At 47.6% G+C, this 25362-nt stretch carries 21 protein-coding genes and 1 other annotated feature; of the genes, 19 read left to right on the plus strand and 2 right to left on the minus strand.

Going from position 1 to position 25362, the window contains the following annotated elements; all coding sequences use genetic code 11:
• Nucleotides 1-2: 2 nt before the first annotated feature.
• From clpX to yihA, 4 genes are all read left to right on the plus strand, one after another.
• Nucleotides 3-1268 carry an ATP-dependent protease ATP-binding subunit ClpX gene (gene clpX / locus M1D90_RS06770; RefSeq protein WP_003184083.1) on the plus strand — a complete coding sequence of 422 codons (1266 nt, stop codon included), beginning with the start codon at nt 3-5 and terminating at the stop codon, nt 1266-1268.
• 181 nt (nt 1269-1449) lie between these two features.
• The gene (gene lonB, locus M1D90_RS06775; protein ID WP_456283251.1) at nt 1450-3105 is read left to right on the plus strand and encodes an ATP-dependent protease LonB; all 1656 of its coding nucleotides are present in this window, start codon (nt 1450-1452) and stop codon (nt 3103-3105) included.
• Between the two features lie 216 nt (nt 3106-3321).
• Nucleotides 3322-5646, plus strand: a complete 2325-nt coding sequence (gene lon / locus M1D90_RS06780; RefSeq protein ID WP_020452468.1) for an endopeptidase La — start codon at nt 3322-3324, stop codon at nt 5644-5646.
• Nucleotides 5643-6230 (plus strand): ribosome biogenesis GTP-binding protein YihA/YsxC, encoded by a 588-nt coding sequence (yihA, locus tag M1D90_RS06785; RefSeq protein ID WP_075752023.1) that lies wholly within the window; start codon nt 5643-5645, stop codon nt 6228-6230. Before lon ends, yihA begins: the two co-directional genes overlap by 4 nt.
• Nucleotides 6231-6278: 48 nt before the next feature.
• Here the strand turns inward: yihA and M1D90_RS06790 are convergent, their stop codons facing one another.
• Nucleotides 6279-6764 (minus strand): hypothetical protein, encoded by a 486-nt coding sequence (locus M1D90_RS06790; RefSeq protein ID WP_035338224.1) that lies wholly within the window; start codon nt 6762-6764, stop codon nt 6279-6281.
• A gap of 188 nt (nt 6765-6952) precedes the next feature.
• Here M1D90_RS06790 and hemA point away from each other — a divergent pair, with 188 nt between their 5' ends.
• From hemA to ysxE, 8 genes are all read left to right on the plus strand, one after another.
• The gene (hemA, locus tag M1D90_RS06795; RefSeq protein WP_020452465.1) at nt 6953-8314 is read left to right on the plus strand and encodes a glutamyl-tRNA reductase; all 1362 of its coding nucleotides are present in this window, start codon (nt 6953-6955) and stop codon (nt 8312-8314) included.
• A 5-nt stretch (nt 8315-8319) separates the two neighbouring features.
• Nucleotides 8320-9150 carry a cytochrome c biogenesis protein gene (locus tag M1D90_RS06800; RefSeq protein ID WP_020452464.1) on the plus strand — a complete coding sequence of 277 codons (831 nt, stop codon included), beginning with the start codon at nt 8320-8322 and terminating at the stop codon, nt 9148-9150.
• Nucleotides 9151-9189: 39 nt separating this feature from the next.
• Nucleotides 9190-10131, plus strand: coding sequence for a hydroxymethylbilane synthase (gene hemC / locus M1D90_RS06805; RefSeq protein ID WP_020452463.1), 942 nt, complete (start codon nt 9190-9192; stop codon nt 10129-10131).
• Nucleotides 10121-10912, plus strand: coding sequence for a uroporphyrinogen-III synthase (locus tag M1D90_RS06810; RefSeq protein WP_035338226.1), 792 nt, complete (start codon nt 10121-10123; stop codon nt 10910-10912). Before hemC ends, M1D90_RS06810 begins: the two co-directional genes overlap by 11 nt.
• 3 nt (nt 10913-10915) lie before the next feature.
• Complete coding sequence (hemB, locus tag M1D90_RS06815; protein ID WP_020452461.1) at nt 10916-11890, plus strand: porphobilinogen synthase; 975 nt, start codon at nt 10916-10918, stop codon at nt 11888-11890.
• 25 nt (nt 11891-11915) lie between these two features.
• Nucleotides 11916-13211, plus strand: a complete 1296-nt coding sequence (gene hemL / locus M1D90_RS06820; protein ID WP_020452460.1) for a glutamate-1-semialdehyde 2,1-aminomutase — start codon at nt 11916-11918, stop codon at nt 13209-13211.
• Nucleotides 13212-13359: 148 nt separating this feature from the next.
• Nucleotides 13360-14922, plus strand: coding sequence for a LysM peptidoglycan-binding domain-containing protein (locus M1D90_RS06825; RefSeq protein ID WP_456283253.1), 1563 nt, complete (start codon nt 13360-13362; stop codon nt 14920-14922).
• A gap of 27 nt (nt 14923-14949) precedes the next feature.
• Nucleotides 14950-15972, plus strand: coding sequence for a spore coat protein YsxE (ysxE, locus tag M1D90_RS06830; RefSeq protein WP_020452458.1), 1023 nt, complete (start codon nt 14950-14952; stop codon nt 15970-15972).
• 18 nt (nt 15973-15990) lie between these two features.
• Here the strand turns inward: ysxE and M1D90_RS06835 are convergent, their stop codons facing one another.
• A complete protein-coding gene (locus M1D90_RS06835) occupies nt 15991-16182 on the minus strand; it encodes a hypothetical protein (RefSeq protein ID WP_020452457.1) in 192 nt (63 codons plus the stop codon).
• A gap of 166 nt (nt 16183-16348) precedes the next feature.
• Nucleotides 16349-16581: a binding site (T-box leader), on the plus strand.
• 60 nt (nt 16582-16641) lie between these two features.
• On the opposite strand from M1D90_RS06835, the gene M1D90_RS06840 reads away from it, so the two are divergent.
• From M1D90_RS06840 to M1D90_RS06870, 7 genes are all read left to right on the plus strand, one after another.
• Entirely contained in the window at nt 16642-19284 is a 2643-nt protein-coding gene (locus M1D90_RS06840; protein ID WP_154059213.1) for a valine--tRNA ligase, read from the plus strand.
• Nucleotides 19285-19365: 81 nt separating this feature from the next.
• Nucleotides 19366-20664 carry a bifunctional folylpolyglutamate synthase/dihydrofolate synthase gene (locus tag M1D90_RS06845; RefSeq protein ID WP_186438586.1) on the plus strand — a complete coding sequence of 433 codons (1299 nt, stop codon included), beginning with the start codon at nt 19366-19368 and terminating at the stop codon, nt 20662-20664.
• 152 nt (nt 20665-20816) lie between these two features.
• Complete coding sequence (locus M1D90_RS06850) at nt 20817-21566, plus strand: prepilin peptidase (RefSeq protein ID WP_145624167.1); 750 nt, start codon at nt 20817-20819, stop codon at nt 21564-21566.
• A gap of 205 nt (nt 21567-21771) precedes the next feature.
• Nucleotides 21772-22806: an SPOR domain-containing protein gene (locus M1D90_RS06855; protein WP_456283256.1), complete on the plus strand. Its 1035-nt coding sequence runs from the start codon at nt 21772-21774 to the stop codon at nt 22804-22806.
• 150 nt (nt 22807-22956) lie between these two features.
• Nucleotides 22957-23529: a Maf family protein gene (locus tag M1D90_RS06860; RefSeq protein WP_020452452.1), complete on the plus strand. Its 573-nt coding sequence runs from the start codon at nt 22957-22959 to the stop codon at nt 23527-23529.
• Between the two features lie 54 nt (nt 23530-23583).
• Nucleotides 23584-24258 carry a RadC family protein gene (gene radC / locus M1D90_RS06865; protein WP_020452451.1) on the plus strand — a complete coding sequence of 225 codons (675 nt, stop codon included), beginning with the start codon at nt 23584-23586 and terminating at the stop codon, nt 24256-24258.
• Between the two features lie 87 nt (nt 24259-24345).
• On the plus strand, nt 24346-25356 hold the full coding sequence (locus M1D90_RS06870) for a rod shape-determining protein (RefSeq protein WP_003184042.1): 1011 nt from the start codon (nt 24346-24348) through the stop codon (nt 25354-25356).
• Nucleotides 25357-25362: the final 6 nt, after the last annotated feature.

The following is a 25362-nucleotide window of genomic DNA, read 5'->3' on the forward strand; positions in this document are numbered from 1 at the left end:
GAATGTTTAAATTCAACGAGGAAAAAGGACAATTAAAATGCTCGTTTTGCGGAAAAACACAAGATCAGGTACGCAAGCTTGTCGCCGGACCAGGCGTATATATATGTGACGAGTGCATCGAACTTTGCACTGAAATTGTAGAAGAGGAACTCGGCTCTGAAGAAGAAGTGGAGTTCAAAGATGTCCCAAAACCAAAGGAAATCCGCGAGATTCTTGATGAATACGTCATCGGCCAGGACCAGGCAAAAAAATCCCTTGCCGTGGCCGTCTACAATCATTACAAGCGGATCAATTCGAACAGCAAAGTCGATGATGTCGAGCTGTCAAAAAGTAATATTTCCATGATCGGACCGACTGGAAGCGGAAAAACGCTTCTTGCTCAAACACTAGCCCGCATCCTGAATGTGCCGTTTGCCATTGCAGATGCCACTTCGCTTACTGAAGCAGGCTATGTCGGTGAAGATGTGGAGAACATTTTGCTTAAGCTGATTCAGGCTGCTGACTACGATGTTGAAAAAGCGGAAAAAGGCATTATCTACATCGATGAAATCGATAAAGTAGCCAGAAAGTCCGAGAACCCTTCAATTACACGCGATGTATCAGGTGAAGGCGTTCAGCAGGCTCTGCTTAAAATTCTTGAAGGTACGGTTGCAAGCGTTCCTCCACAAGGCGGAAGAAAGCATCCTCATCAAGAGTTCATCCAGATTGACACAACGAACATCCTGTTCATTTGCGGCGGAGCTTTTGATGGAATCGAGCAAATCATCAAGCGCCGTCTCGGTCAAAAGGTCATTGGCTTCGGCTCTGACAACAAGCATGAAGATCTTGAAAAAGAAGCGCTTCTTTCCAAAGTGCTTCCGGAAGACTTGCTTCGCTTCGGTCTGATCCCTGAATTCATCGGCCGTCTCCCGATCATCGCAAGCCTTGAACCACTCGATGAAAAAGCGCTGGTTGAAATTTTAACAAAACCGAAAAACGCACTTGTTAAACAATATAGAAAAATGCTTGAGCTGGATGATGTGGAGCTTGTATTTGAAGACGAAGCGCTCACAGAAATCGCTAAAAAAGCAATTGAACGTAAAACAGGAGCACGCGGACTTCGTTCCATTATCGAAGGAATCATGCTCGACGTGATGTTCGATCTGCCGTCACGCGAGGATATTGAAAAATGCGTGATTACAGGCAAAACCGTCACTGACGGCGAACCGCCGCGTCTCATTATGAAAGACGGCACGGTCGTCAATAAAGACAAAAAAACTTCAGCATAATGCAGAGAACCTCCTAGCCAAAGGAGGTTCTTTTTTTGCATTTGGAAACCGTCGCCATACAGAAAAAAGTGACGGTTCGAAAAGCAAAATTATCCCTTTCTGTACGTTTATTCCCTCCGTGATCAGGAAATACTATCTGACATACTTAAAGATACGAAACCATTTCAGGAGGGACCATCAGTTGAGCTGGACGAGCATTGCACTTTTTGTACAACTATTTTTCGGGATCATCATCGGATTATATTTTTGGAATCTGCTCAAGAATCAAAGAACCCAAAAGGTTACGATAGACAGAGAGTCCAAAAAAGAGATGGAACAGCTCCGGAAAATGAGATCAATCCATTTATCAGAACCGTTATCAGAAAAGGTAAGGCCGACAGCTTTTGAAGACATCGTCGGCCAAGAGGACGGCATTAAAGCGCTGAAAGCCGCCCTTTGCGGACCAAATCCGCAGCATGTCATTATTTACGGCCCTCCAGGTGTAGGGAAAACCGCAGCTGCAAGGCTTGTCCTCGAAGAAGCGAAAAAGAACAAGCGCTCACCGTTCCAGGAACATTCCGTCTTTGTCGAGCTTGACGCGACAACGGCCCGCTTCGACGAGCGGGGAATCGCCGACCCGTTGATCGGATCGGTCCACGATCCGATTTATCAGGGTGCCGGAGCGATGGGGCAGGCCGGAATTCCTCAGCCAAAGCAGGGAGCCGTTACGCATGCGCACGGCGGGGTATTATTCATCGACGAAATCGGAGAGCTTCATCCGATTCAAATGAATAAAATGCTGAAGGTGCTTGAAGATCGGAAAGTGTTTTTGGAAAGCGCCTATTACAGTGAAGAAAACACGCAAATCCCCAAACACATCCACGACATTTTTCAAAACGGGCTGCCGGCGGATTTCAGACTGATCGGCGCGACGACGAGGATGCCTGACGAAATCCCGCCAGCGATTCGGTCGAGATGTCTGGAAGTGTTCTTCCGCGACCTTGAAAAGCAAGAATTAAAAACGGTCGCCAAAAAAGCGGCTGATAAGATTGAGAAGAAAGTCGCAGAGGAAGGACTTGACCTGTTGACGCGGTATGCGAGAAACGGCCGCGAAGTCGTCAATATGATGCAAATCGCCGCCGGAATGGCTTTGACTGAAGAGCGCGACGAGGTGACGGTTGAAGATATCGAATGGGTGATCCATTCGAGCCAGCTGACACCGAAATACGAACAAAAAATCGCCTCCAAACCGCAGGTCGGCATCGTCAACGGACTTGCCGTCCACGGCCCTAACAGCGGTTCGCTGCTCGAAATTGAAGTCACAGTCAACAAGGCTGCTGATAAGGGATCGATTAATATCACAGGCATCGCAGAAGAAGAGAATATCGGCAACCAGTCAAAATCGATCCGACGGAAAAGCATGGCGAAAGGGTCGGTCGAAAATGTCATGACTGTATTGCGGACAATGGGAGTAAAAGCTTCGGATTATGATATTCACGTGAATTTCCCCGGCGGTATCCCGGTTGACGGACCATCTGCAGGAATTGCCATGGCGGCGGGCATTTTCTCCGCCATTCATAAGGTTCCGATAGACCATACTGTCGCCATGACGGGGGAAATCAGCCTGAACGGCCGGGTAAAGCCGATCGGCGGCGTGATTCCGAAAATCAAAGCGGCCAAGCATGCGGGGGCAAAAACGGTTATTATTCCGCATGAAAATGTCCAGTCGATTTTAAAGCGGATAGAAGGCGTACATATCATTCCCGTCAAAACCTTGCAGGAAGTGCTGGACCTTGCATTGGTCAACCCTCCTTCAGAAATGCCTGACGGCGCTCAGATGAAAAGAGAATCCGTATAAATCCCCATCATTTCAGATGGGGATTTTTTTCGGGCCGGTTTTCTCCGACAGGCGCCGGCATGTTTTCTTAGCGGAGGACATCTTTTCCTTTTTCAGAACTGAAAGAAAGGGTATACTACAGGAGACCCTTTTTATTTCGCCGGGCTTACAATTGTACAGGGATAAAAAAAGTATATTATAATGGTTCATACTAAAGTTACGGAGGTGTCAGTCAAAATGGCAGATGAAACGAAACGAAACATCCCGCTCCTCCCTTTAAGAGGTTTACTCGTCTATCCGACGATGGTTTTGCACCTTGACGTCGGGCGTGAAAAGTCGGTTCAGGCGCTTGAACAGGCGATGATGAATGACCATATGATCTTTTTGGCAACACAAAAGGACATATCCATAGACGAACCGGATGAAGACGAGATTTTTACATTCGGAACCTATACAAAAATCAAGCAGATGCTCAAGCTGCCGAACGGAACGATCCGCGTTTTGGTGGAGGGGCTGCAGCGCGCCCGCATTCTTGAGTACCATGATTTAGATGAATATACGTCTGTAAAAATCGAACGAATCGATGAAGAGACTGAAAAAGATGTTGAAGATGAAGCACTCATGCGCACATTGCTTGACCACTTCGATCAATACATAAAGATTTCGAAAAAAATATCGGCTGAAACATTTGCCGCTGTAACAGATATTGAAGAGCCGGGAAGAATGGCCGATATCGTCGCCTCCCACCTGCCGCTTAAGCTGAAAGACAAGCAGGAAGTGCTGGAAACGATCGATGTCAAAGCCAGATTAAACAAAGTGATCGACCTGATTCACAACGAAAAAGAAGTCCTTGAGATTGAAAAGAAGATCGGGCAGCGCGTCAAGCGTTCAATGGAAAGAACGCAAAAGGAGTATTACCTGCGCGAGCAGATGAAAGCCATTCAAAAAGAGCTTGGCGACAAAGAAGGAAAAACGGGCGAGGTCCAAAAGCTGACTGAGAAAATCGAACAGGCCGGCATGCCTGACAATGTGAAAGAAACCGCGTTTAAAGAGCTAAACCGGTACGAAAAAATACCGTCAAGCTCAGCTGAAAGTTCTGTCATCCGCAATTATATTGAATGGCTTATTTCCCTCCCATGGAATGATGCAACAGAAGACAGGCTTGATTTAAATCTCGCCAGTCAAATTCTTGATGAAGAACATCACGGCCTTGAAAAAGTGAAAGAACGGGTTCTCGAATATTTGGCAGTCCAAAAGCTGACCCGCTCGTTAAAAGGACCGATCTTATGCTTGGCCGGACCTCCGGGTGTCGGAAAAACCTCGCTGGCCAAATCGATCGCCAAATCGCTCGGACGCAAATTTGTCCGCATTTCCCTTGGCGGCGTGAGGGATGAATCCGAAATCCGCGGCCACCGCCGCACATATGTAGGCGCCATGCCGGGCCGCATTATTCAGGGGATGAAAAAAGCAGGCAAGAACAATCCCGTGTTCCTTTTGGACGAGATTGACAAAATGGCTTCGGATTTCAGGGGAGATCCTGCTTCAGCGATGCTGGAAGTGCTCGATCCTGAACAAAACCATACGTTCAGCGACCATTATATTGAAGAGACGTTTGATTTATCAAAGGTTTTGTTTATTGCGACCGCGAACAACCTGGCCACAATCCCGGGTCCGCTCAGAGACCGTATGGAGATCATCACGATCGCCGGCTATACGGAAGTGGAAAAGGTCGAAATCGTCAAAGACCATCTGCTTCCAAAACAGCTGAAAGAACACGGTCTGAAAAAATCCAATCTGCAAATACGGGAGCAGGCTGTCCTTGATGTTATTCGCTATTATACAAGGGAAGCCGGCGTCAGAAGTCTTGAACGCCAAATCGCAGCGATATGCAGAAAAGCGGCGAAGCTGATCGTATCAGGGGAAAGAAAAAGAATTACGGTCACGGACAAAAACCTTGAAGACTATTTAGGAAAAAGAATGTTCAGGTACGGACAGGCTGAGCTCGACGATCAGATCGGCGTTGTCACAGGTCTTGCCTACACGACGGTCGGCGGAGATACGCTGTCCATCGAAGTGTCTCTTTCCCCCGGGAAAGGCAAGCTCATTTTAACCGGAAAGCTCGGCGATGTCATGAGAGAGTCGGCACAAGCCGCATTCAGCTATGTCCGTTCAAAAGCGGAAGAGTTAAACATCAACCCTGATTTTCATGAAAAACACGATATTCACATTCACGTGCCGGAAGGGGCCGTTCCGAAGGACGGGCCATCCGCGGGGATCACAATGGCGACAGCTCTTGTTTCGGCGCTGACGGGCCGACCTGTTTCACGAAATGTCGGCATGACCGGCGAAATCACGTTAAGAGGCCGCGTCCTTCCGATCGGCGGCTTGAAGGAAAAGGCGCTCGGCGCACACCGTGCCGGCTTAAAGACTGTCATTATGCCGAAAGATAATGAAAAAGACATTGAGGACATTCCAAACAGCGTGCGGGAAGGCTTAACCTTCATTCCTGTCGCTCACCTGGACGAAGTTCTAAAGCATGCGCTAGTAGGAGAAGAGAAATGAAAGTAACGAAATCAGAGATTGTCATCAGTGCGGTGAAACCCGAGCAGTACCCTGAAGGGGGGCTGCCGGAAATCGCCCTTGCCGGGAGATCTAATGTCGGAAAATCGTCATTTATCAATACAATGATCAACCGTAAAAACTTAGCGAGGACATCATCAAAGCCGGGCAAAACACAGACATTAAACTTTTATATCATTAACGATGTCCTTCACTTTGTCGATGTGCCCGGTTACGGATTTGCGAAAGTCTCCAAAACGGAGCGCGAGGCTTGGGGCCGTATGATAGAGACGTATTTGACATCCCGCGAAGAACTGAAAGCGGTCGTTCAAATCGTCGACCTCAGACATGCCCCTTCACAGGATGATGTGATGATGTACGACTTTTTAAAGCATTATGAAATTCCTGTGATCGTGATTGCGACAAAAGCGGATAAAATCCCTAAAGGTAAATGGGAAAAGCATGCCAAAGTCGTCAAAGAGACGCTCAATATAGAAAAAGAAGACAAGCTCATCTTGTTTTCCTCCGAGACGAAAAAGGGTAAACAAGAAGCGTGGTCGGCGATCGAGCAAATGATCGCGAGATAAAAGAAAAAGCACTTGCGGGATTAATGCAAGTGCTTTTTCTTGAATAAACTATTTTCTTTTTAAGAATAATAAAAGCAGACTAACCGCGATAAAAGCGGCCGGCCAATAAGCTTCTACATATGCCGTCTCGATATTCGCCGTCTTCAGCCAGGCGGCAATCTGCCGGAAAAAATAAAGATAGAGGGCGACTGCGATCATCAGCAGACTCTCATATTGATATTCTTTCGTCTTAAACGATTTGACAAGAAGCGCCGCACCGAGGATCAGCACGATGACCGCAAAATCATCCGCGCGGCTGAAATAGTCCTCTTTAAATGTGAAATAAACACCGATCGCTGTCATGAAGAGCCCTGCAAAGGAATGGGCGGAATCGGCTTCCTTCTGTCCCTGATAAAAAAGAGCCAGCCCGATGAGCCCCGCAAGTACAGACCATTCTTCCTGTCCGTCAAACAGGTTGATCCGGCCCGACCGCAGAAAGGCGTAGACAGCCACGGCTATCAACAGCAATGGAAGCAAAACAGATTTCTTTTTCAAAGTATCACCTTCTTGATGTAGTGAAAGAAATAGAAACACATTTTCTACTATATCACATCAATTTTTTAAAATCTGTTCACATTTTGGGAAGAGAAAATAGTGAATATATGTTATAATCGTTTTGAATAATAAATTCTATATTATAATCATTCTAATTTAGATAGATGTTGGGGGTGCAAGCAAGAGTTATGCATATACTTGTCGTGGGATTGGATTACAAATCAGCCCCTGTTGATATACGTGAAAAGTTAACCTTTCAGCCGGATGAGCTGGGGCAGGCGATGTCGCAATTGAAAGAAGAAAAAAGCATACTTGAGAATATCATCGTGTCGACATGCAACCGGACAGAGCTGTATGCAGTCGTTGATCAGCTGCACACCGGACGTTATTATATGAAAATGTTTTTGGCGAACTGGTTCGGACTAAGCAAAGAGGACATTTCGCCTTACTTGAAGTTTTATGAAAACGACGGAGCCGTTGAACATTTGTTCCGCGTATCGTGCGGATTGGATTCGATGGTTATTGGAGAAACGCAGATTTTAGGCCAAGTGCGTACAAGTTTTAAGCTGGCTCAGGAAGAGAAGACAATTGGTACCGTTTTCAACTATTTGTTTAAGCAGGCTGTCACCGTTGCGAAGCGCTGCCATGCCGAAACGGACATTGCTTCAAATGCTGTATCCGTCAGCTATGCAGCCGTCGAGCTTGCCAGGAAAATCTTCGGCGACCTTTCCGATAAACACGTGCTGATTCTCGGCGCGGGCAAAATGGGAGAGCTTGCGGTTCAAAACCTGCACGGCCACGGAATCGGACAGGTTACCGTGATCAACAGAACATTTTCAAAAGCGAAGGAGCTTGCCGGCCGTTTTTCAGGCGCGGCGAAAAGCTTAAATGAGCTGCAATGCGCTTTAATGGAAGCCGACATTCTCATCAGTTCAACGGGCGCAAGCGGCTATGTCGTCACAAAAGAGATGATCGAACATGTCAATAAGCTTCGCAAAGGATGTCCGCTTTTTATGGTGGATATTGCCGTGCCGCGGGATCTTGACCCGGCTCTCAGCGATGTGGAAGGCGTCTTTCTGTACGATATTGACGATCTTGAAGGGATCGTGGAAGAAAATCTGAAGGAGCGTCAGGCCGTTGCTGAAGAAGTGGAGCTGATTATTGAAGCTGAGATCGTCGCTTTTAAACAATGGCTGAATACGCTCGGCGTCGTGCCGGTCATCTCTGCTCTCAGGGAAAAAGCTTTGACAATCCAGGCGGAAACGATGCAGAGCATCGAACGGAAGCTCCCTCACTTGAGCACAAGAGAGAAAAAACTTTTAAACAAGCATACGAAAAGCATTATCAACCAGCTCTTGCGCGACCCGATTTTAAAAGTGAAGGAGTTTGCGTCAGAAGCTGATGCCGAAGAAAAGCTTGCACTGTTTACGCAGATTTTTGATATTGAAGAAGCGGCTTTTCCTGACGGAGAGAATCAAGACGAACGCCAGCCGGTTCATGCGTTTAAGCGGCAAAACCAGCAGGGTTTGACTTCTATCGCGAGCGAGTGACAGACATGACAGACACATTGTTAGCAAGGCTTAACGAAGTTACAATCGTGTTGTACGCGCTCACCGTCCTCTTTTATTTTATAGACTTTTTACAGCACAACCGGAAGGCGGGAAAAGCGGCCTTCTGGTTGCTTTCTATTGTCTGGATTCTGCAGACGGTATACCTTTTTTATTTCATGCAGTACACAGATCAGTTTCCTGTTTTGAATAATGCACAGGGGCTTTATTTTTACGCGTGGGTGCTTGTCACGCTGTCTCTCGTTTTGACGAAGCTTTTGAAAGTGGAATTTCTCGTTTTTTTCACCAATCTCATCGGCTTTTCAATGGCGGCGATCCACACGTTTACACCGACTGCCCAGCAGTCGGCGGAGCTTTCGGGAAGGCTCGTGTCCGAGCTCTTGATCATTCACATTACAATGGCGATTCTTTCGTATGGAGCGTTTTCATTGTCGTTTGTCTTTTCCGTGCTGTATCTTTTTCAGTACCGTTTATTGAAAAAGAAAAAGTGGGGGAAATGGCTCTTACGAATCGAAGATTTGCCAAAACTTGATCATATGGCTTATGTCCTTAATCTCATCGGCGTTCCTATGCTTTTGCTGAGTCTGATTCTGGGGATTATCTGGTCGTATGTATCGCTTGAAACCCTGTACTGGGCGGATCCGAAAGTGCTCGGATCGATCGTGCTGCTTTTTTTATACGGATACTATTTATTTATCAGGATTGTCAAAGAGCTGCAGGGAAGGATCGCGGCCATGTGGAATACCGCGTCTTTTCTTGTTCTTTTAATCAATTTCTTTTTGCTCGGCAGCTTTTCGCAATTTCATTGGTTTAGTTAGTTAAAACGGTTGCCCGTGACGGATTGGGAGGAAGAAAACATGAGAAACATCATTGTAGGCTCAAGAAGAAGCAAATTGGCGATGACCCAGACAAAATGGGTGATCAAAAAGCTGGAGGAATTAAATCCGGATTTCACGTTTGAAATAAAGGAAATCGTTACAAAAGGCGACCGGATCTTGGATGTTACGCTGTCAAAGGTCGGCGGGAAAGGCCTGTTCGTCAAAGAAATCGAACAGGCGATGCTTTCCGGGGAAATTGATATGGCCGTTCACAGCATGAAGGACATGCCGTCGGCGCTTCCCGAAGGGCTGGTGGTCGGCTGCATTCCAAAACGGGAAGATGCCAGGGACGTTCTCATTTCAAAAAGCCGTCAAAAGCTGGCCGACCTGAAACAAGGTGCGGTTATCGGCACGAGCAGCCTCAGAAGAAGCGCGCAGCTTTTGCAAATGCGTCCCGACCTTGAGATCAAGTGGATCAGGGGAAATATCGATACAAGGTTAAAAAAACTTGAAACCGAAGATTACGACGCGATTATTTTAGCAGCGGCAGGCCTGTCAAGAATGGGCTGGAAGGACGATGTCGTCACCGAATTTCTTGATCCAGAGAGCTGCCTTCCCGCCGTTGGGCAAGGCGCGTTGGCGATCGAGTGCAGAGGCTCGGATGAGGAGCTGCTGTCCCTCTTTTCGCGCCTGAACGACCGCTACACACAGCTGACCGTCACGGCCGAGCGTGCTTTTCTTCATGCGATGGAAGGCGGCTGCCAAGTGCCAATCGCCGGATTTGCGACGATGGACGAAGACGGCGTCATCGAACTGACCGGTCTTGTGGCATCGCCTGACGGAAAAACCGCATACAGAGAAACAGTAAAAGGAAAAGATCCGGAGGCTGTCGGCAGAGAATGCGCGGCGGTCATGTCGGAAAAAGGAGCAAAGGCACTGATTGACCGTGTGAAACAGGAGCTGGAAGACAATGAAGCATGATCTTCCTTTACAGGGAAAGAAAGTGCTCGTCACCCGCAATAAAGCCCAAGCCCAATCCTTCAGGGAAAAGGTGGAGGCTTTGGGCGGAGAAGCTGTTTTAACGTCATTGATTTCGTTTCGGCCCGCCCTCCCGCGAGAACAGGCCCAGCGCTTTCGAGCAGATCTTGAAAGCGCGGACTGGCTTGTTTTTACAAGCGTGAACGGGGCAAAATTCTTTTTTTCTTATTTGAAGAACGCCGGGTTCAGCGTTCCTTTCGCATCAAAGGCCAAGGTTGCCGCTGTCGGTGAAAAAACGGCCAGGTATTTGCGCGACAGGGGTCTTTCTGTCGATCTGATGCCTGAGTTATACGTGGCTGAACATTTGGCGGAGGCACTGAAGCGAAATGTCGGCCGTCATGATAAAGTGGCCGTTTTAAAAGGAAATTTATCCCGGGACGTCATCAAGAAAACCCTCACTCCGCTCGGAATTCAAGTTTCGGAATGGATTTTGTATGAAACCGTTCGTGATGAAAAAGGAATTTTGGAGCTTAAGGAAGCAGCAAAACACGCGTCTTTTGATTTTGTGACATTTACCAGCTCCTCGACGGTACATACATTCATGTCCATTTTGAAAGAGGAGAGCAGAACGTGGGCCGAAAAGAACGGTACGGCTTTTATTACGATCGGGCCTATGACAAAGAAGGCGCTGTCGGACTACGGAATTCCTTCATATATGCCGGACGTCTATACAATCGACGGAATGCTGCGTGAAATATGCCGCATTTCAAGAAAGGGAGAATGACAAATGGAAGCATCATTTCAAAGACACCGCCGCCTGCGGACGACAGCAGGTATGCGAAAATTGGTAAGAGAAACCGAGTTAAGAGCATCTGACTTCATTTATCCGATATTTGTAACCGAGGAAGAGAATGTTAAAAGCGAAGTTCCGTCCATGCCGGGCGTATACCAGCTGTCTTTGGACCGGCTGAAAGAGGAAATGGAGGAAGTCGCAGGCCTCGGCATTCAATCTGTGATCGTCTTCGGCGTGCCTGAACACAAAGATGATGTGGGAAGCGGAGCCTATCACAACCACGGCATCGTTCAAAAAGCGATTGCGCAAATTAAACAAGACTTTCCTGAGCTTGTCGTTATCGCAGATACATGCCTATGCGAGTACACGGACCACGGTCACTGCGGCCTTGTGGAAAACGGTGAAATACTAAATGACGAATCGCTCGTTCTTTTGGCAAAAACCGCTGTCAGCCAAGCCCGTGCAGGCGCTGACATTATTGCGCCTTCAAACATGATGGACGGTTTCGTTGCCGCCATCAGGGATGCGCTTGATCAGGAAGGATTTACAAATGTGCCGATCATGTCGTACGCTGTAAAATATGCGAGCGCGTTTTACGGCCCGTTCCGCGATGCCGCGGGAAGCAGTCCGCAGTTCGGCGACCGCAAGACGTACCAAATGGATTATGCCAACCGCAGGGAGGCTCTCCGGGAGGCAAAATCCGATGTGGAAGAAGGCGCCGATTTCCTGATCGTCAAGCCGACGCTTTCATATCTTGATATCGTCAGAGAAGTGAAAAACGAATTTAACCTGCCTGTTGTCGGATACAATGTAAGCGGGGAGTATGCGATGGTCAAAGCCGCGGCCCAAAACGGCTGGATTGAAGAAAAAGCTCTTGTTCTCGAAATGCTGACAAGCATGAAGCGGGCGGGCGCCGATTTGATCATTACGTACTTTGCAAAAGATGCGGCAAAATGGATTTCGGAATAAGAATTTGAACTGGGGGTTTTAGAGGATGCGGAGCTATGAGAAGTCTAAAGCGGCATTCGAAGAGGCGCAACGAGTCATGCCTGGCGGGGTGAACAGCCCGGTCAGAGCCTTTAAATCAGTGAACATGGACCCGATTTTTATGGAGCGGGGAAAAGGATCAAAAATCTATGATATTGACGGAAACGAATACATCGATTATGTCTTGTCATGGGGACCGCTTATTTTAGGACACAGCAATGAAAAAGTGGTGAAAGAAATTCAAAACACGGCAGAACACGGGACAAGCTTCGGTGCACCGACAGAACTGGAAACCGAGCTTGCCGAGCTTGTCATCGACCGTGTTCCTTCCATAGAAATCGTTCGGATGGTAAGCTCCGGTACGGAGGCGACGATGAGCGCCTTGCGGCTGGCGCGCGGTTACACAGGCCGTAACAAAATCGTGAAATTTGAAGGCTGCTACCATGGACACGGTGATTCCCTGCTGATTAAAGCGGGCTCTGGAGTAGCAACGCTCGGCCTCCCTGACAGTCCCGGAGTTCCGGAAAGCATTGCAAAAAACACGATTACCGTTCCTTACAATGATCTGGAAAGCATGAAGCTTGTCTTTCAGGAATTCGGAGAGGACATTGCCGGCGTTATCGTTGAACCTGTCGCGGGCAATATGGGTGTCGTACCTCCGGTTAAAGGGTTCCTCGAAGGGCTTCGCGAGCTGACTGAGACGCATGGCGCTCTGCTGATTTTTGATGAAGTAATGACAGGCTTCAGGGTGGGCTACAACTGTGCGCAAGGCTATTTCGGAGTGACGCCTGATTTGACTTGCCTCGGAAAAGTGATCGGCGGCGGTCTTCCTGTCGGCGCTTATGGAGGAAAGGCGGAAATCATGGAGAAAATTGCGCCGAGCGGTCCGATCTATCAGGCCGGCACGCTGTCCGGCAACCCGCTTGCCATGACAGCCGGACTCGAAACATTGAAACAGCTGACTCCTGAATCCTACCAGGAATTCTCCCGCAAAGCAGACCGTTTGGAAAAAGGAATTTCTGAAGCTGCCGGGAAAAATGGCATTCCGTGTACATTTAATCGAGCGGGGTCTATGATCGGCTTTTTCTTCACAAATGAACCGGTCATCAATTATGATACAGCGAAACAGTCTGATCTCGGACTGTTTGCCGAATATTATAAAGGGATGGCCGATGAAGGCGTGTTTCTCCCGCCTTCACAGTTTGAAGGGCTGTTCTTGTCAACCGCTCATACGGATGACGACATTGAGCATACGATTCAAGCTGCTGAACGCGTATTCGAAAGAATCAGCCGCTCCAGATAAAGAAAAGGGCTGCCGGACATTGCCGGCGGCTCTTTTTTGCATGGTGCCGGTAACGGCTTATGATTTTTCTGTTCATATTCTGCCTGCTTTTCTCATACATCTTTACTGACATCTAATTTTAAAAATTAGGTGAAGGGAGGATATCAGTTTGCCGCAAAACAATCGTTTGCAATTTTCTGTAGAAGAGTCAATCTGTTTTCAAAAAGGACAGGAAGTATCCGAATTATTATCGATTTCATTGGATCCTGACATTACCGTTCAGGAAGTAAATGATTATGTATCCATACGAGGGTCATTAGAGCTGACAGGCGAATACAACATAGATCAAACCCGGGAATATGCAGAGCTGCCTGCGACAAGCCGATTTGTGGAAGATGTAAAGCTGAAAGGGGACGGCAGCGCAGAGCTGACGCATTGTTTCCCAGTGGATATCACCATCCCGAAAGACAAGGTCAATCATTTAAACGACGTATTTGTTTTTATTGACGCTTTCGATTATCAGCTGACAGATGCGAGGATGCTGACGATTCAAGCTGATTTGGCGATTGAAGGCCTCTTGAATGTAAGCGGTGAAGCCGGAGAAGAAGAACCGCGTACTATGCCTGCGGCAGTCCAGCCGGAAGAGGAGCTTGAGCCTGCCTTCAGATCACCTTCAGACGACGAAGAACAGGGTAAAGAGGAAGAATTTTTGATTCAGCTTGACAGGTCTTATGAAGAGCAGGACGAAGAACAGCCGTATGAAGAAGCAGAAGAAACTGATACCGATGCGGAAGCGGTTCCGATTTACCAGTCGTTTCTCGGAGACGATACAGAGGAAACAAAGCCGTTTTTTACAGCGTCTTTGTCTGCGGCAGAGCGGACGAAGCGCGAAATGGAAAATCCAAAAGACTCCGCTCTTGAACATCCGGAAGAAGAATATGAGCTGAAAAGGGAGAAAGTAGAAGCAAAACCGGAAGAAGAATATGAGCTGAAAAGGGAGAAAGTAGAAGCAAAACCGGAAGAAGAATATGAGCTGAAAAGGGAGAAAGTAGAAGCAAAACCGGAAGAAGAATATGAGCTGAAAAGGGAGAAAGTAGAAGCAAAACCGGAAGAATATGAGCTGAAAAGGGAGAAAGTAGAAGCAAAACCGGAAGAATATGAGCAAAAAAGGGAGAAAGCGGAAGAGAAGCCGGAAGAATACGAGTTAAAAAGGGAAGAAGCGGAAGCAGAGCCGGAGCCGCTCCAAAGGGCTTATCAACCTCATGATGAACCGAAAGAAACCCCGTTCTACGGTGTTCCGCCTCTTTTGGAGGAAGACCAGAATGACAGGGAGCCTGAGACGTTTGAAGTTGAAGTGACACAGGAAGCAGAAGCGATTGATGAAGAAGAGGAAGCCGGGCATACCATTGAAATCCCGGAATATTCGTTTCATGAGCAGACGGAGCCTGAAGAAGAAAGAGATGAGATGCCGGCAGCAGACGACCAGGAAGTGTCAGCGAAGGAGAATGACAATGCTCTCTATTTGACAAAGCTGTTTACAAAACAGGGAGAGGAGGAGTTTACTCGAATGAGGATGTGCATCGTTCAGCAAAACGATACCATTGATCTTTTGTGCGAGCGCTATGATATTAATGTCCAGCAGCTCATCCGGATGAATTCCCTTTCCCTTGACGAGGAATTAAAAGAGGGACAGATCCTTTATATACCGGATTATCAAAACAGCCATGCCTAATGCATTGATAAAAATGTGGTGAAGCCGATGGAAGGCATCCAGTCTGTTTTAAATGAGTACGGTCTTACGCCTGAATATATGGAATCGGTCAGTCCAAAGGTATGGAAAGTGTATACGGATCACGGTGTATTCGCCCTGAAAAAATTGGCGGCTTCAAGAAACGCCCGCTTCACAGAACAGATGATCTTGCTGGAGGAAAAAGGCTACAGGCAGTTTGTTCCCGTCTATCGAAATCGCACGGGCGAATTTTTAACGCAAGCCGGAGAAGATGTCTGTTATCTCATGCCTTGGCTTACCCTTGAAAGAGAGGAAGAGCGTGACCAAAAACACGAATATATGTTTAAAGAAATCGCTCTTCTTCACCAGCGAACGGAAAAAGAGCTCGGTGTGAGGCGGGAAGAAATACTCGGGCACTATGAACGGACAAAACGGAAATGGGAACAGCAAAAACAGAAATATGAAGAATTCATCTCAAGAGCAGAAAACGAATGGTATATGTCCCCGTTCCAGCTTCAGGCAGCCATGTATTTCAAAGAGACGATATCAGCTGCAGACTTTGCGCTTGCCCGCCTTGAAGAGTGGTATGAGACCATGAAAGACAAAGAGTCTTCGAGAATGGTTTTAAACCACGGGCAGCTGTCCGTCCGGCATTTTCTCTATAACGATACCGGAACGGGTTACTTTACGAACTTTGAGAAAGCGGGACACGGGCCCCCAGCGAACGATCTCATCGTATTTTTTACAAGAATGTTTAAGACGAATCCCGTGATGTGCACGGAATGTGTAAACTGGTTTTATACGTATCACAATGTCTATCCTTTGCGGGAGGAAGAAATCAGCTTATTCCTCAGCTATATGGCTTACCCCGGGCCTGTATTCGGTGTGCTGAACCGCTACGACCTTGAGAAGGGGCCCGGAGAAAAAGAAGCCTGTACAACGCTTTTGAAGGCGTACTGGCAAATGAAAAACGCCGAACCGCTTGTGATGAGCATTCACGAGACGGAAGAAAACAGAAAACTGCAGGAAGAAACAGAGTCCCCATCATCATGATGCGGACTTTTTTCGTGCTTATATCCAGTCAAGGTGAAAGGCGCACGCAAGGAATATGAGAATGCCCAAAAGGAGGACATCAAATGTGGTCGGAAAGATGATCGTGCGTATGCCCTGGAAGATCGTGATCGGGAGGACGACTTGAACAGCAACAAGCCTGACTTGCTTCAGCCACGGCTGGAATGAATGTGTGTTGAATTTTTTTCGCATCTTATGCCTCCTCTCTTATCGTTACAGCATCATATGAGGAAAAGGAGCTTGTGTGCATGGCCCAGTATCGTATAAAACAAGAGAAAAACGGAAAAGATGATTGACGAAAATGAAAAAGATTTAGTAATATAAGAAAAAGAAAAAGTACGTGCTGAAAAGTCAATGATCACCCGCTTTGAATGGGAAGAGTACAAAAACAGACGCTTGCAGAGAGGGAAGCCGGTTCGCTGAAAGGCTCCCAGTCAGTCTTTTTTGGAAGGTCGCCCAGGAGCGCAATTTCTCGAACAAAAAGTAGAGAAATTCGGGAAAGTCCCGTTATCCCATTTAAGTGCGTGAATGCGTTTTTTTCGCATTCATGAAAAAAGGTGGTACCGCGAGAGAGTTCTCTTCGTCCTTTTAACAGGATCGAGAGGGCTCTTTTTTATTGTTCAGCCGTTTAATACTGTTGGAGGTTTGAAAATGGATAATCAAGAACTGACGATGCCGACAAAATACGATCCGTCTGCAGTTGAAAAAGACAGATACGACTATTGGGTGAACGGCAAATTTTTTGAAGCGAAAAACGACCCTGAAAAAGAACCGTACACCGTTGTCATTCCCCCGCCGAATGTGACGGGTAAGCTGCACTTGGGGCATGCTTGGGATTCCACCTTGCAGGATATCGTGACAAGAATGAAACGGATGCAGGGCTATGACGTGCTCTGGCTGCCGGGTATGGATCACGCCGGTATTGCAACTCAGGCAAAAGTAGAAGCGAAGCTTCGCGAAGAAGGAAAAACGCGCTATGATCTCGGCCGCGAAAAATTCCTTGAAGAAACATGGAAATGGAAAGAGGAATATGCCGATTTTATTCGCGGCCAATGGGCGAAAATCGGCCTTGGCCTTGACTATTCAAGGGAGCGTTTCACCCTTGATGAAGGGCTTTCTAAAGCGGTTCGCGAAGTATTTGTGAAGCTATATGAAAAAGGGCTGATTTACCGCGGAGAATATATCATTAACTGGGACCCGGCCACTAAAACGGCTCTGTCTGACATCGAAGTCATCTATAAAGACGTACAAGGCGCGTTCTATCATATGCGCTATCCGTTGAAAGACGGTTCAGGCTCGATTGAAATTGCGACGACCCGTCCGGAAACGATGCTCGGCGATACAGCGGTTGCGGTACATCCGGAAGACGAGCGGTACAAACACCTAATCGGAAAAACGGTTATTCTGCCGATCACAGGAAGGGAAATTCCGATTGTCGGAGACGACTACGTCGATATGGAATTCGGCTCAGGTGCCGTCAAAATTACACCTGCCCATGATCCGAACGACTTTGAAATCGGAAACCGCCACAACCTTGAACGCATTCTCGTTATGAATGAAGACGGCACAATGAATGACAAGGCGCTTCAATATAAAGGCATGGACCGTTTTGAATGCCGCAAGCAGATCGTGAAAGATCTTCAGGAAGAGGGCGTGCTGTTCAAGATTGAAGAACATACGCATTCGGTCGGCCACAGCGAACGCAGCGGAGCAGTCGTTGAGCCGTATTTGTCAACGCAGTGGTTCGTGCAAATGCAGCCGCTTGCCGATGCCGCCATCGAATTGCAAAAAAGCGAAGGAAAAGTCAACTTCGTCCCTGACCGTTTTGAAAAAACGTATCTGCACTGGATGGAAAATATCCGCGACTGGTGCATTTCCCGCCAGCTTTGGTGGGGCCACCGTATTCCTGCGTGGTACCATAAAGAAACGGGGGAAATCTATGTGGGCGCTGAAGCTCCTGAAGATGCCGAAAACTGGGAGCAGGACAAAGACGTTCTTGACACATGGTTCAGTTCCGCTCTTTGGCCGTTTTCAACGATGGGCTGGCCGGATATCGATGAGGAAGATTTCAAGCGTTACTATCCGACGAACGTCCTTGTCACAGGATACGATATCATTTTCTTCTGGGTATCCAGAATGATCTTCCAAGGTATCGAATTTACCGGAGAACGTCCGTTTAAAGATGTTTTGATCCACGGGCTTATCCGCGATGACCAGGGCCGCAAAATGAGCAAATCGCTCGGAAACGGCGTCGATCCGATGGATGTGATCGATAAGTACGGAGCGGATTCGCTGCGCTACTTCCTTGCGACGGGAAGCTCTCCAGGGCAGGATTTACGCTTCAGCTTTGAAAAAGTGGAGTCAACATGGAATTTTGCGAACAAGATTTGGAACGCATCAAGGTTCGCCCTGATGAACATGGACGGCATGACATACGAAGAGCTTGATCTGTCAGGAGAAAAATCAGTTGCCGATAAGTGGATTTTAACAAGGTTGAACGAAACGATTGAAACTGTGACACAGCTGGCTGACAAGTACGAATTCGGCGAGGTTGGCCGCCATCTCTACAATTTTATCTGGGATGATTTCTGCGACTGGTACATCGAAATGGCTAAACTTCCGCTTTACGGTGAAGATGAAACGGCGAAAAAGACGACCCGCTCTATTTTAGCGTATGTGCTGGATCAAACGATGCGCCTGTTGCATCCGTTTATGCCTTTCCTGACGGAGGAGATCTGGCAGCATCTTCCTCACGAAGGGGAATCCATTACAGTCGCCAAGTGGCCTGAAGCTGTTAAAGAATATACGGACACCGAAGCAGCGGCGGATATGAAGCTTCTCGTTGAAGTCATCCGCGCTGTACGGAACATCCGCAGCGAAGTCAACACGCCGCTCAGCAAGCAGATTGAGCTTTATATTAAAACAAGCACGCCGGAAATCGCCGAACGACTTGAAGAAAACCGTTCGTACGTGGAACGCTTTACGAATCCGAGCCTTCTTCAAATCGGAACGGATATTCAGGCGGTCGATAAAGCGATGACCGCTGTCGTATCCGGCGCCGAGCTGATTTTGCCGCTCGAAGGTCTGATTAACATTGAGGAAGAAATCAGCCGCCTGCAAAAAGAACTCGATAAGCTGACGAAGGAAGTTGAACGGGTTCAAAAGAAATTAAGCAACGAAGGATTTATGAAAAAGGCGCCTGCACATGTCATTGAAGAAGAGCGGGCGAAAGAAGCCGATTATACGGCAAAACGTGAAGCTGTAGAAAAAAGGATTGCCGAATTGAAAAATTAATCAACGAAAAAAGGAGGTGTTTTCCAGGTCTTTCTAAAGATGCTGGAAAACACCTTCATCAATTGAAGGGAAGGAATTCGCTTGTTCAAAACGTTTGATGAAGCACTCAGCTGGATTAACGGAAGGCTTAAATTCGGCGTGAAGCCGGGTTTGGAACGAATGGAATGGCTGCTGAGAAAGCTCGGGCACCCCGAGAAAAAGCTTAATGCGATTCATGTCGCCGGAACAAACGGAAAAGGTTCAACGATCGCTTTTCTCCGTACGGTATTAAATGAAGCCGGTTATACAGCAGGCACCTTCACATCACCGTATATCATTACCTTTAACGAACGGATCAGCGTTGACGGCGCACCGATCTCGGACGACGAATGGACGGCGCTCTTTAATGAGGTCGGGCCTCTCGTCCTTGAGCTTGAAAAAACCGAATTCGGAGCAGCCACCGAATTTGAAATTATTACGGCATGCGCATTTTTATATTTTGCTAAATACCGGCGCACCGATTTTGTTATTTTTGAAACGGGATTAGGCGGCCGTTTGGATTCGACAAACGTCGTGAAGCCGATGTTAACGGTCATCACTTCGATCGGCCATGACCATATGGCAATATTAGGCGGCACGCTGAAAGAGATTGCCGCAGAAAAGGCGGGAATCATCAAACACGGCGTTCCTGTTATCACAGCCGTTCATCAGCGTGAAGCAGCTGAAGTGATAAAGCGAAAGGCGATGGAGACAGAATCTGCTTTTATATCCCTTCATGAGGATTGCGAGCTGTCCGGAGAGCGTTCACTGCCCGATGGAGAGCAGTTTTCACTGAAAACACCGTTACATCGTTATGAAAGAATTGAAACAAGCCTGATCGGCACCCATCAGCGGCAAAACGCGTCTTTGGCCATACTTGCGGCCGAATGGCTGACAGCCGAAAAGCATGCGGCCATCAGCGAAGAAGAGCTGAAACGCGGCATTCATAAGGCGGGATGGCCCGGCCGGTTTGAGAAGGTATTGAACAGGCCTCTCGTTTATATCGACGGCGCTCATAACAAAGAAGGGGTAGAGCGGCTGGCCGAGACGATCACGTCCCACTTCGACGGGCGGAATATTCACGTATGCTTCAGTGCTCTCAAAGATAAGCCGTACAGAGACATGATCCGCAAAATCGAGTCGTTTGCGTCATCGATTCACTTCACATCTTTTGATTTTCCGAGAGCGGAATCCGCTCAAAAGCTGTTTGAGCAAAGTACCGCTGATCATAAAACATGTGATGAAGACATCGGCTCTGTTTTCCGCTATATCGAAGAACAAGCTGAAGATGAAAAAGCGGTGGTCATTGTTACCGGGTCGCTTTACTTTATTTCCGCCGTCAGGGCAGCTTTAACTGAATAAAAAACATAAAAATGCGCTTTTGGCCATCGGCTGACTGCGCATTTTTATGTTTTATGAAAAGCGGAGGCGCTTCATATTTGCTAAAATAACAGCCTCAGGAAGCCGCTTTTTCCCATGAGGCGGTTAAATTTGATAGTGCGAGGCTGATAGTGATGCTCATCTTTTACCTTTTTACGGCGGGGTTAGTGCTCGGTTCCTTTTTTAGTTCAGCCGGGCGACGCATCCCTGAAAAGATATCATTGATTGCTCCGCGTTCCCTCTGCCGGGCTTGCAAAAGAAAGCTGGGCCTCGCGGAGCTGATACCTGTTTTGTCCTATTTGATGCAGCGGGGGAGGTGCAAGGGGTGTCAAACCCCGATATCGATCGTGTATCCGGCAGTTGAGCTCTCCGCCGCCATCCTGTTTGCGTTTGCCGGTATGCAGGTTGGGCATCAGGGGGAGCTGGTGATTGTGCTTGCTCTTATTTCCCTGCTTTTGATCGTCTTTGTATCTGATGTGACACATATGGTCATTCCGGATGCTGTGCTTTGTTTTTTCCTGATTGTCTTTGCTGTCGGACGGTTTCTTGTTCCCCTCGAGCCGTGGCATTCCGGTTTAAGCGGTGCGTTTGCCGGCGGCATGCTTCCGCTCTTGACGCTGCTTTTGACGAAAGGTGGGATCGGCTGGGGGGACGTAAAGCTGTTTGCGGTGCTCGGCATGGCGCTCGGCAGCCGCCTCCTCATTCTCGCTTTTTTCCTTTCGGCAGCCGCAGGAACGGTGCTTGGTCTGATTGCATTGCTGGCAGGAAAGCTAAAGAAAAATGAACCTATGCCGTTTGCTCCCGCGATTCTGATCGGGACGCTGATAAGCTGTTTCTATGGCAATCCAATGATCGAGTGGTACCTTCAAATGGCACGGTGGTAAAAAATTTGACGAAACCTTTTTGGGCAAGACGACAAAAGTCTTGTTCTTTTTTTTTGAGGCTGTGTTAAAGTGTGGACAATAAGAGGGACAGCCTTTGGGAGAACTCCTCCTTCCTTCTGGCTTCCCTCTGCCGATCGTATAGAGAGCGGCCAATCTGCCGCCTAATCTCAATATAAAACAATAAACGGAAAGCGAGGGAAGCCACATGAAAAAACGGAAAAGCAAGAAAAACTCAGCTAAAAAAGTGCCCCAGGAAGACCCGCTTAAAGTGATGATCAATGGCAGAGAAGAGACCATCTACGGAAATGAAAAAGAGTTTTCCAACGGAAATGAAGAAAAGAAGTTCACCTTTTCAAACTGGGAAGAAAAGAGAAAGGCGGAACGGGAAATATCGGCTTCAAAAGAGGACGGCGCACCTGAAACAGATGAATTTACATGGACGCCTCCAGACGAAGAAGAAACCGTGTACAAAGACGATCCCAAAGTGGTGGCGCCTTATCAAAAGAAAAACGAGGCTAAAAACAACCGAAAAGCGAAAATGTCCCTTACGTTTCCTTTGAAGCGCTTTGCTGCAACCATTATCTTTGCTGTGTTGCTCGGCACGGGACTCGGGCTGTTCGCGCTGAATCTCGCAACCCATAAAGAAGGAGTGCCGGCATCCGGCAGCCTGGGTGCGGATGCGGAAAACGGACAGGCGGTAAAAGTCGGTGACTCAGGTGCCGAAGAGAAAAAGAGCGGACAAAAAAATAGCGGACAAGCGGGAGAATCTTTTCACAGCTTTGCCGTTCAGGCCGGCAAGTTTTCATCTAAAGAAGGAGCGGAGACGCTGGCCTCTCAAATCGCAGACAAGGGGTATGCCGCCGTTTCGATTGCCAAAGACGACGGATTTTATGTGATCGCCGGAATAACAGGGGAAAAACAGATGACATCTGAAATTGGCAAAATATTAATCGAAAACGATTTTGAAGCGTGGGGCGGAAAAGAGCTTCCGGTTGCACTCGAGCCCGGTTTGCTAGAGCCTTTTAAAGAAGCGGCCGAGCTGTCGGCAAAAGCGATTCTCGGCGCGGAGGTTACATCTCAAAACATAGCTGATGTCAAAGCTGAACTTGACGGCGCCAAATCAAAAGGAGAATCTGAAGAGGTAAAGAAGAGCATACTGGAAGCCGTCAACCTGCTTGAGAAACCGACCGCAGCCAACGGCTGGAAAAGCCAGCAGTTATTGCTGAGCCAAATAAAATAAAAAAACCAGCAGAGGCGCTGGTTTTTTTATTTTCACGATTTTTGTTATTAAAAAGTTACTTTTCTGAAATTGTGGCGGCGGCGTTCTTTTGGTAGGATAAAACAGGTATCTTTTTTTCCTATGCAAAAACCTTTGAAAGGATGTCTTCTTATGACCCGACAGCTCATATTGGCTTCACAATCACCCCGCAGAAAGGAACTCCTCGATCTTCTTCAGATTCCGTACAGCATCGTTACGAGCAACGCGGAAGAAAAATTAATTCGAAACTTTTCACCAGCAGAAAACGTCAAATGGTTGGCGGAACAAAAAGTGCGTGCAGTAGCCGAACAATATCCTGATGCCGTCGTGCTTGGCGCCGACACCATTGTTCTTTATGACGGGGCTTATTTGGGCAAGCCCAAAGATGCCGAAGATGCAAAAAGGATGCTGAGCATGCTTTCGGGACAGACCCATTCAGTGCTTACCGGCGTCTGCATTAAGGACGGCGAGAGATGCGAAACATTTTTTGAAGAAACCGAAGTCTTTTTTTGGCCTCTTGAAGAAAAGGAAATCAGCGCTTACATCGCTACAGGAGAGCCGTTTGATAAAGCCGGTTCATACGGAATACAAGGAAAAGGCGCGCTTTTTGTCAAACAGATAAAGGGAGACTACTATACAGTTGTGGGTCTTCCGATTTCCAAAACGATGAGAATGCTGAAAACGTTCGATCTTCACTCCTTTTGATAAACCGAACGAGAAGGGAATCAAAAGGGAGGGTTTATCATAAGCGATCTGCCGTTGAAATTAAAGGATTTTCCTGATGAAGAAAGGCCGCGGGAGCGCCTTCTCAACACAGGCGCCGAAAGTTTGTCAAACCATGAACTGCTCGCGATACTGCTCAGAACCGGGACGAAAAAAGAATCGGTTCTTCAGCTTTCAAGCCGGCTGCTTCAAACGTTTGACGGCCTCCGTTTGTTAAAAGAAGCATCCGCTGAGGAGCTTTCAAGCATTTCCGGGATCGGCCGCGCCAAAGCCGTGCAGATTTTGGCGGCGCTCGAACTTGGCCGGCGCATTCACAGCCTTGCCTGCAAAGACCGTTATGTGATCCGTTTTCCCGAAGATGCGGCCAATTTTTTAATGGGGGATATGCGCTTTCTGTCTCAGGAGCACTTCGTATGCCTGTATCTGAACACGAAAAACCAGGTGATCCACAAGCGAACAATTTTTATAGGAAGCTTGAACTCTTCAATCGTCCATCCGAGGGAAGTGTTTAAGGAAGCTTTAAAGCGCTCCGCAGCCTCATTCATCTGCGTCCACAATCATCCGTCCGGAGATCCGGCTCCAAGCCGCGAAGACATAGAAGTTACACAGCGCCTTCACGAGTCCGGACAGCTGCTTGGAATCGAATTGCTCGATCATATCATCATCGGTGATCAAAAATTTGTGAGCTTAAAAGAAAAAGGATATTTGTAACACTTTTTTTTTCATTAAATTAAGCTATAATAGAATTTATGGGTTTTTGCTTAGGAATATTGTTTTAAGAAAGGAAGATACATACAAATGTTTGGAATTGGTGCGAGAGACCTTGGAATAGATTTAGGAACGGCGAATACGCTTGTTTTTGTGAAAGGTAAAGGAATTGTCGTCAGGGAGCCTTCCGTCGTTGCGCTGCAAACAGATACAAAGCAGATCGTTGCAGTCGGAAACGATGCGAAAAACATGATCGGACGTACGCCCGGCAATGTCGTCGCCCTCCGCCCGATGAAAGATGGCGTAATCGCTGATTATGAAACAACAGCGACAATGATGAAACATTATATTAGCAAAGCTGTTAAAAACAAAGGCTTATTTGCGAGAAAGCCTTATGTCATGGTTTGTGTCCCGTCGGGAATTACGGCGGTTGAGCAGCGTGCGGTAATCGACGCTACGCGCCAGGCCGGGGCGAGAGATGCATATCCGATTGAAGAACCGTTTGCAGCGGCGATCGGAGCCAATCTTCCTGTTTGGGAACCGACTGGAAGCATGGTGGTCGACATCGGCGGCGGAACGACCGAAGTCGCGATTATTTCCCTCGGCGGCATCGTCACATCCCAGTCTATTCGCGTTGCCGGTGATGAAATGGATGAAGCAATCATTACTTATATTAGAAAAACATATAACTTGATGATCGGTGACCGTACTGCGGAAGCGATCAAACTTGAAATCGGTTCTGCCGAAGCTTCTGAAAACGGAGAAAGCATGGAAATCCGCGGCCGCGATCTTTTAACAGGTCTGCCGAAAACGATTGAAATCACTGAAAAAGAAATTACAGCGGCGCTTCGCGACACTGTGACTGCAATTGTCGATGCCGTAAAAAATACGCTTGAAAAAACTCCGCCTGAACTCGCGGCTGATATTATGGACCGCGGAATCGTCCTGACAGGAGGCGGTGCGCTGCTGCGCCACTTGGACAAAGTCATCAGCGAAGAAACGAAAATGCCGGTTTTAATTGCGGAAGACCCTCTTGACTGTGTAGCGATCGGAACAGGTAAAGCTCTCGAGCAAATTCATCTATTTAAAGGCAAAAATTAAGGACAC

This window comes from Bacillus sp. JZ34, assembly GCF_053903205.1.

Coding starts and splice junctions, on each gene's coding strand:
- clpX (WP_003184083.1), top strand. CDS start 3: ATGTTTAAATTCAACGAGGAAAAAGGACAATTAAAATGCTCGTTTTGC.
- lon (WP_020452468.1), top strand. CDS start 3,322: ATGGCAGATGAAACGAAACGAAACATCCCGCTCCTCCCTTTAAGAGGT.
- yihA (WP_075752023.1), top strand. CDS start 5,643: ATGAAAGTAACGAAATCAGAGATTGTCATCAGTGCGGTGAAACCCGAG.
- hemA (WP_020452465.1), top strand. CDS start 6,953: ATGCATATACTTGTCGTGGGATTGGATTACAAATCAGCCCCTGTTGAT.
- M1D90_RS06800 (WP_020452464.1), top strand. CDS start 8,320: ATGACAGACACATTGTTAGCAAGGCTTAACGAAGTTACAATCGTGTTG.
- hemC (WP_020452463.1), top strand. CDS start 9,190: ATGAGAAACATCATTGTAGGCTCAAGAAGAAGCAAATTGGCGATGACC.
- M1D90_RS06810 (WP_035338226.1), top strand. CDS start 10,121: ATGAAGCATGATCTTCCTTTACAGGGAAAGAAAGTGCTCGTCACCCGC.
- hemB (WP_020452461.1), top strand. CDS start 10,916: ATGGAAGCATCATTTCAAAGACACCGCCGCCTGCGGACGACAGCAGGT.
- hemL (WP_020452460.1), top strand. CDS start 11,916: ATGCGGAGCTATGAGAAGTCTAAAGCGGCATTCGAAGAGGCGCAACGA.
- ysxE (WP_020452458.1), top strand. CDS start 14,950: ATGGAAGGCATCCAGTCTGTTTTAAATGAGTACGGTCTTACGCCTGAA.
- M1D90_RS06835 (WP_020452457.1), bottom strand. CDS start 16,182: ATGCGAAAAAAATTCAACACACATTCATTCCAGCCGTGGCTGAAGCAA.
- M1D90_RS06840 (WP_154059213.1), top strand. CDS start 16,642: ATGGATAATCAAGAACTGACGATGCCGACAAAATACGATCCGTCTGCA.
- M1D90_RS06850 (WP_145624167.1), top strand. CDS start 20,817: ATGCTCATCTTTTACCTTTTTACGGCGGGGTTAGTGCTCGGTTCCTTT.
- M1D90_RS06855 (WP_456283256.1), top strand. CDS start 21,772: ATGAAAAAACGGAAAAGCAAGAAAAACTCAGCTAAAAAAGTGCCCCAG.
- M1D90_RS06860 (WP_020452452.1), top strand. CDS start 22,957: ATGACCCGACAGCTCATATTGGCTTCACAATCACCCCGCAGAAAGGAA.
- M1D90_RS06870 (WP_003184042.1), top strand. CDS start 24,346: ATGTTTGGAATTGGTGCGAGAGACCTTGGAATAGATTTAGGAACGGCG.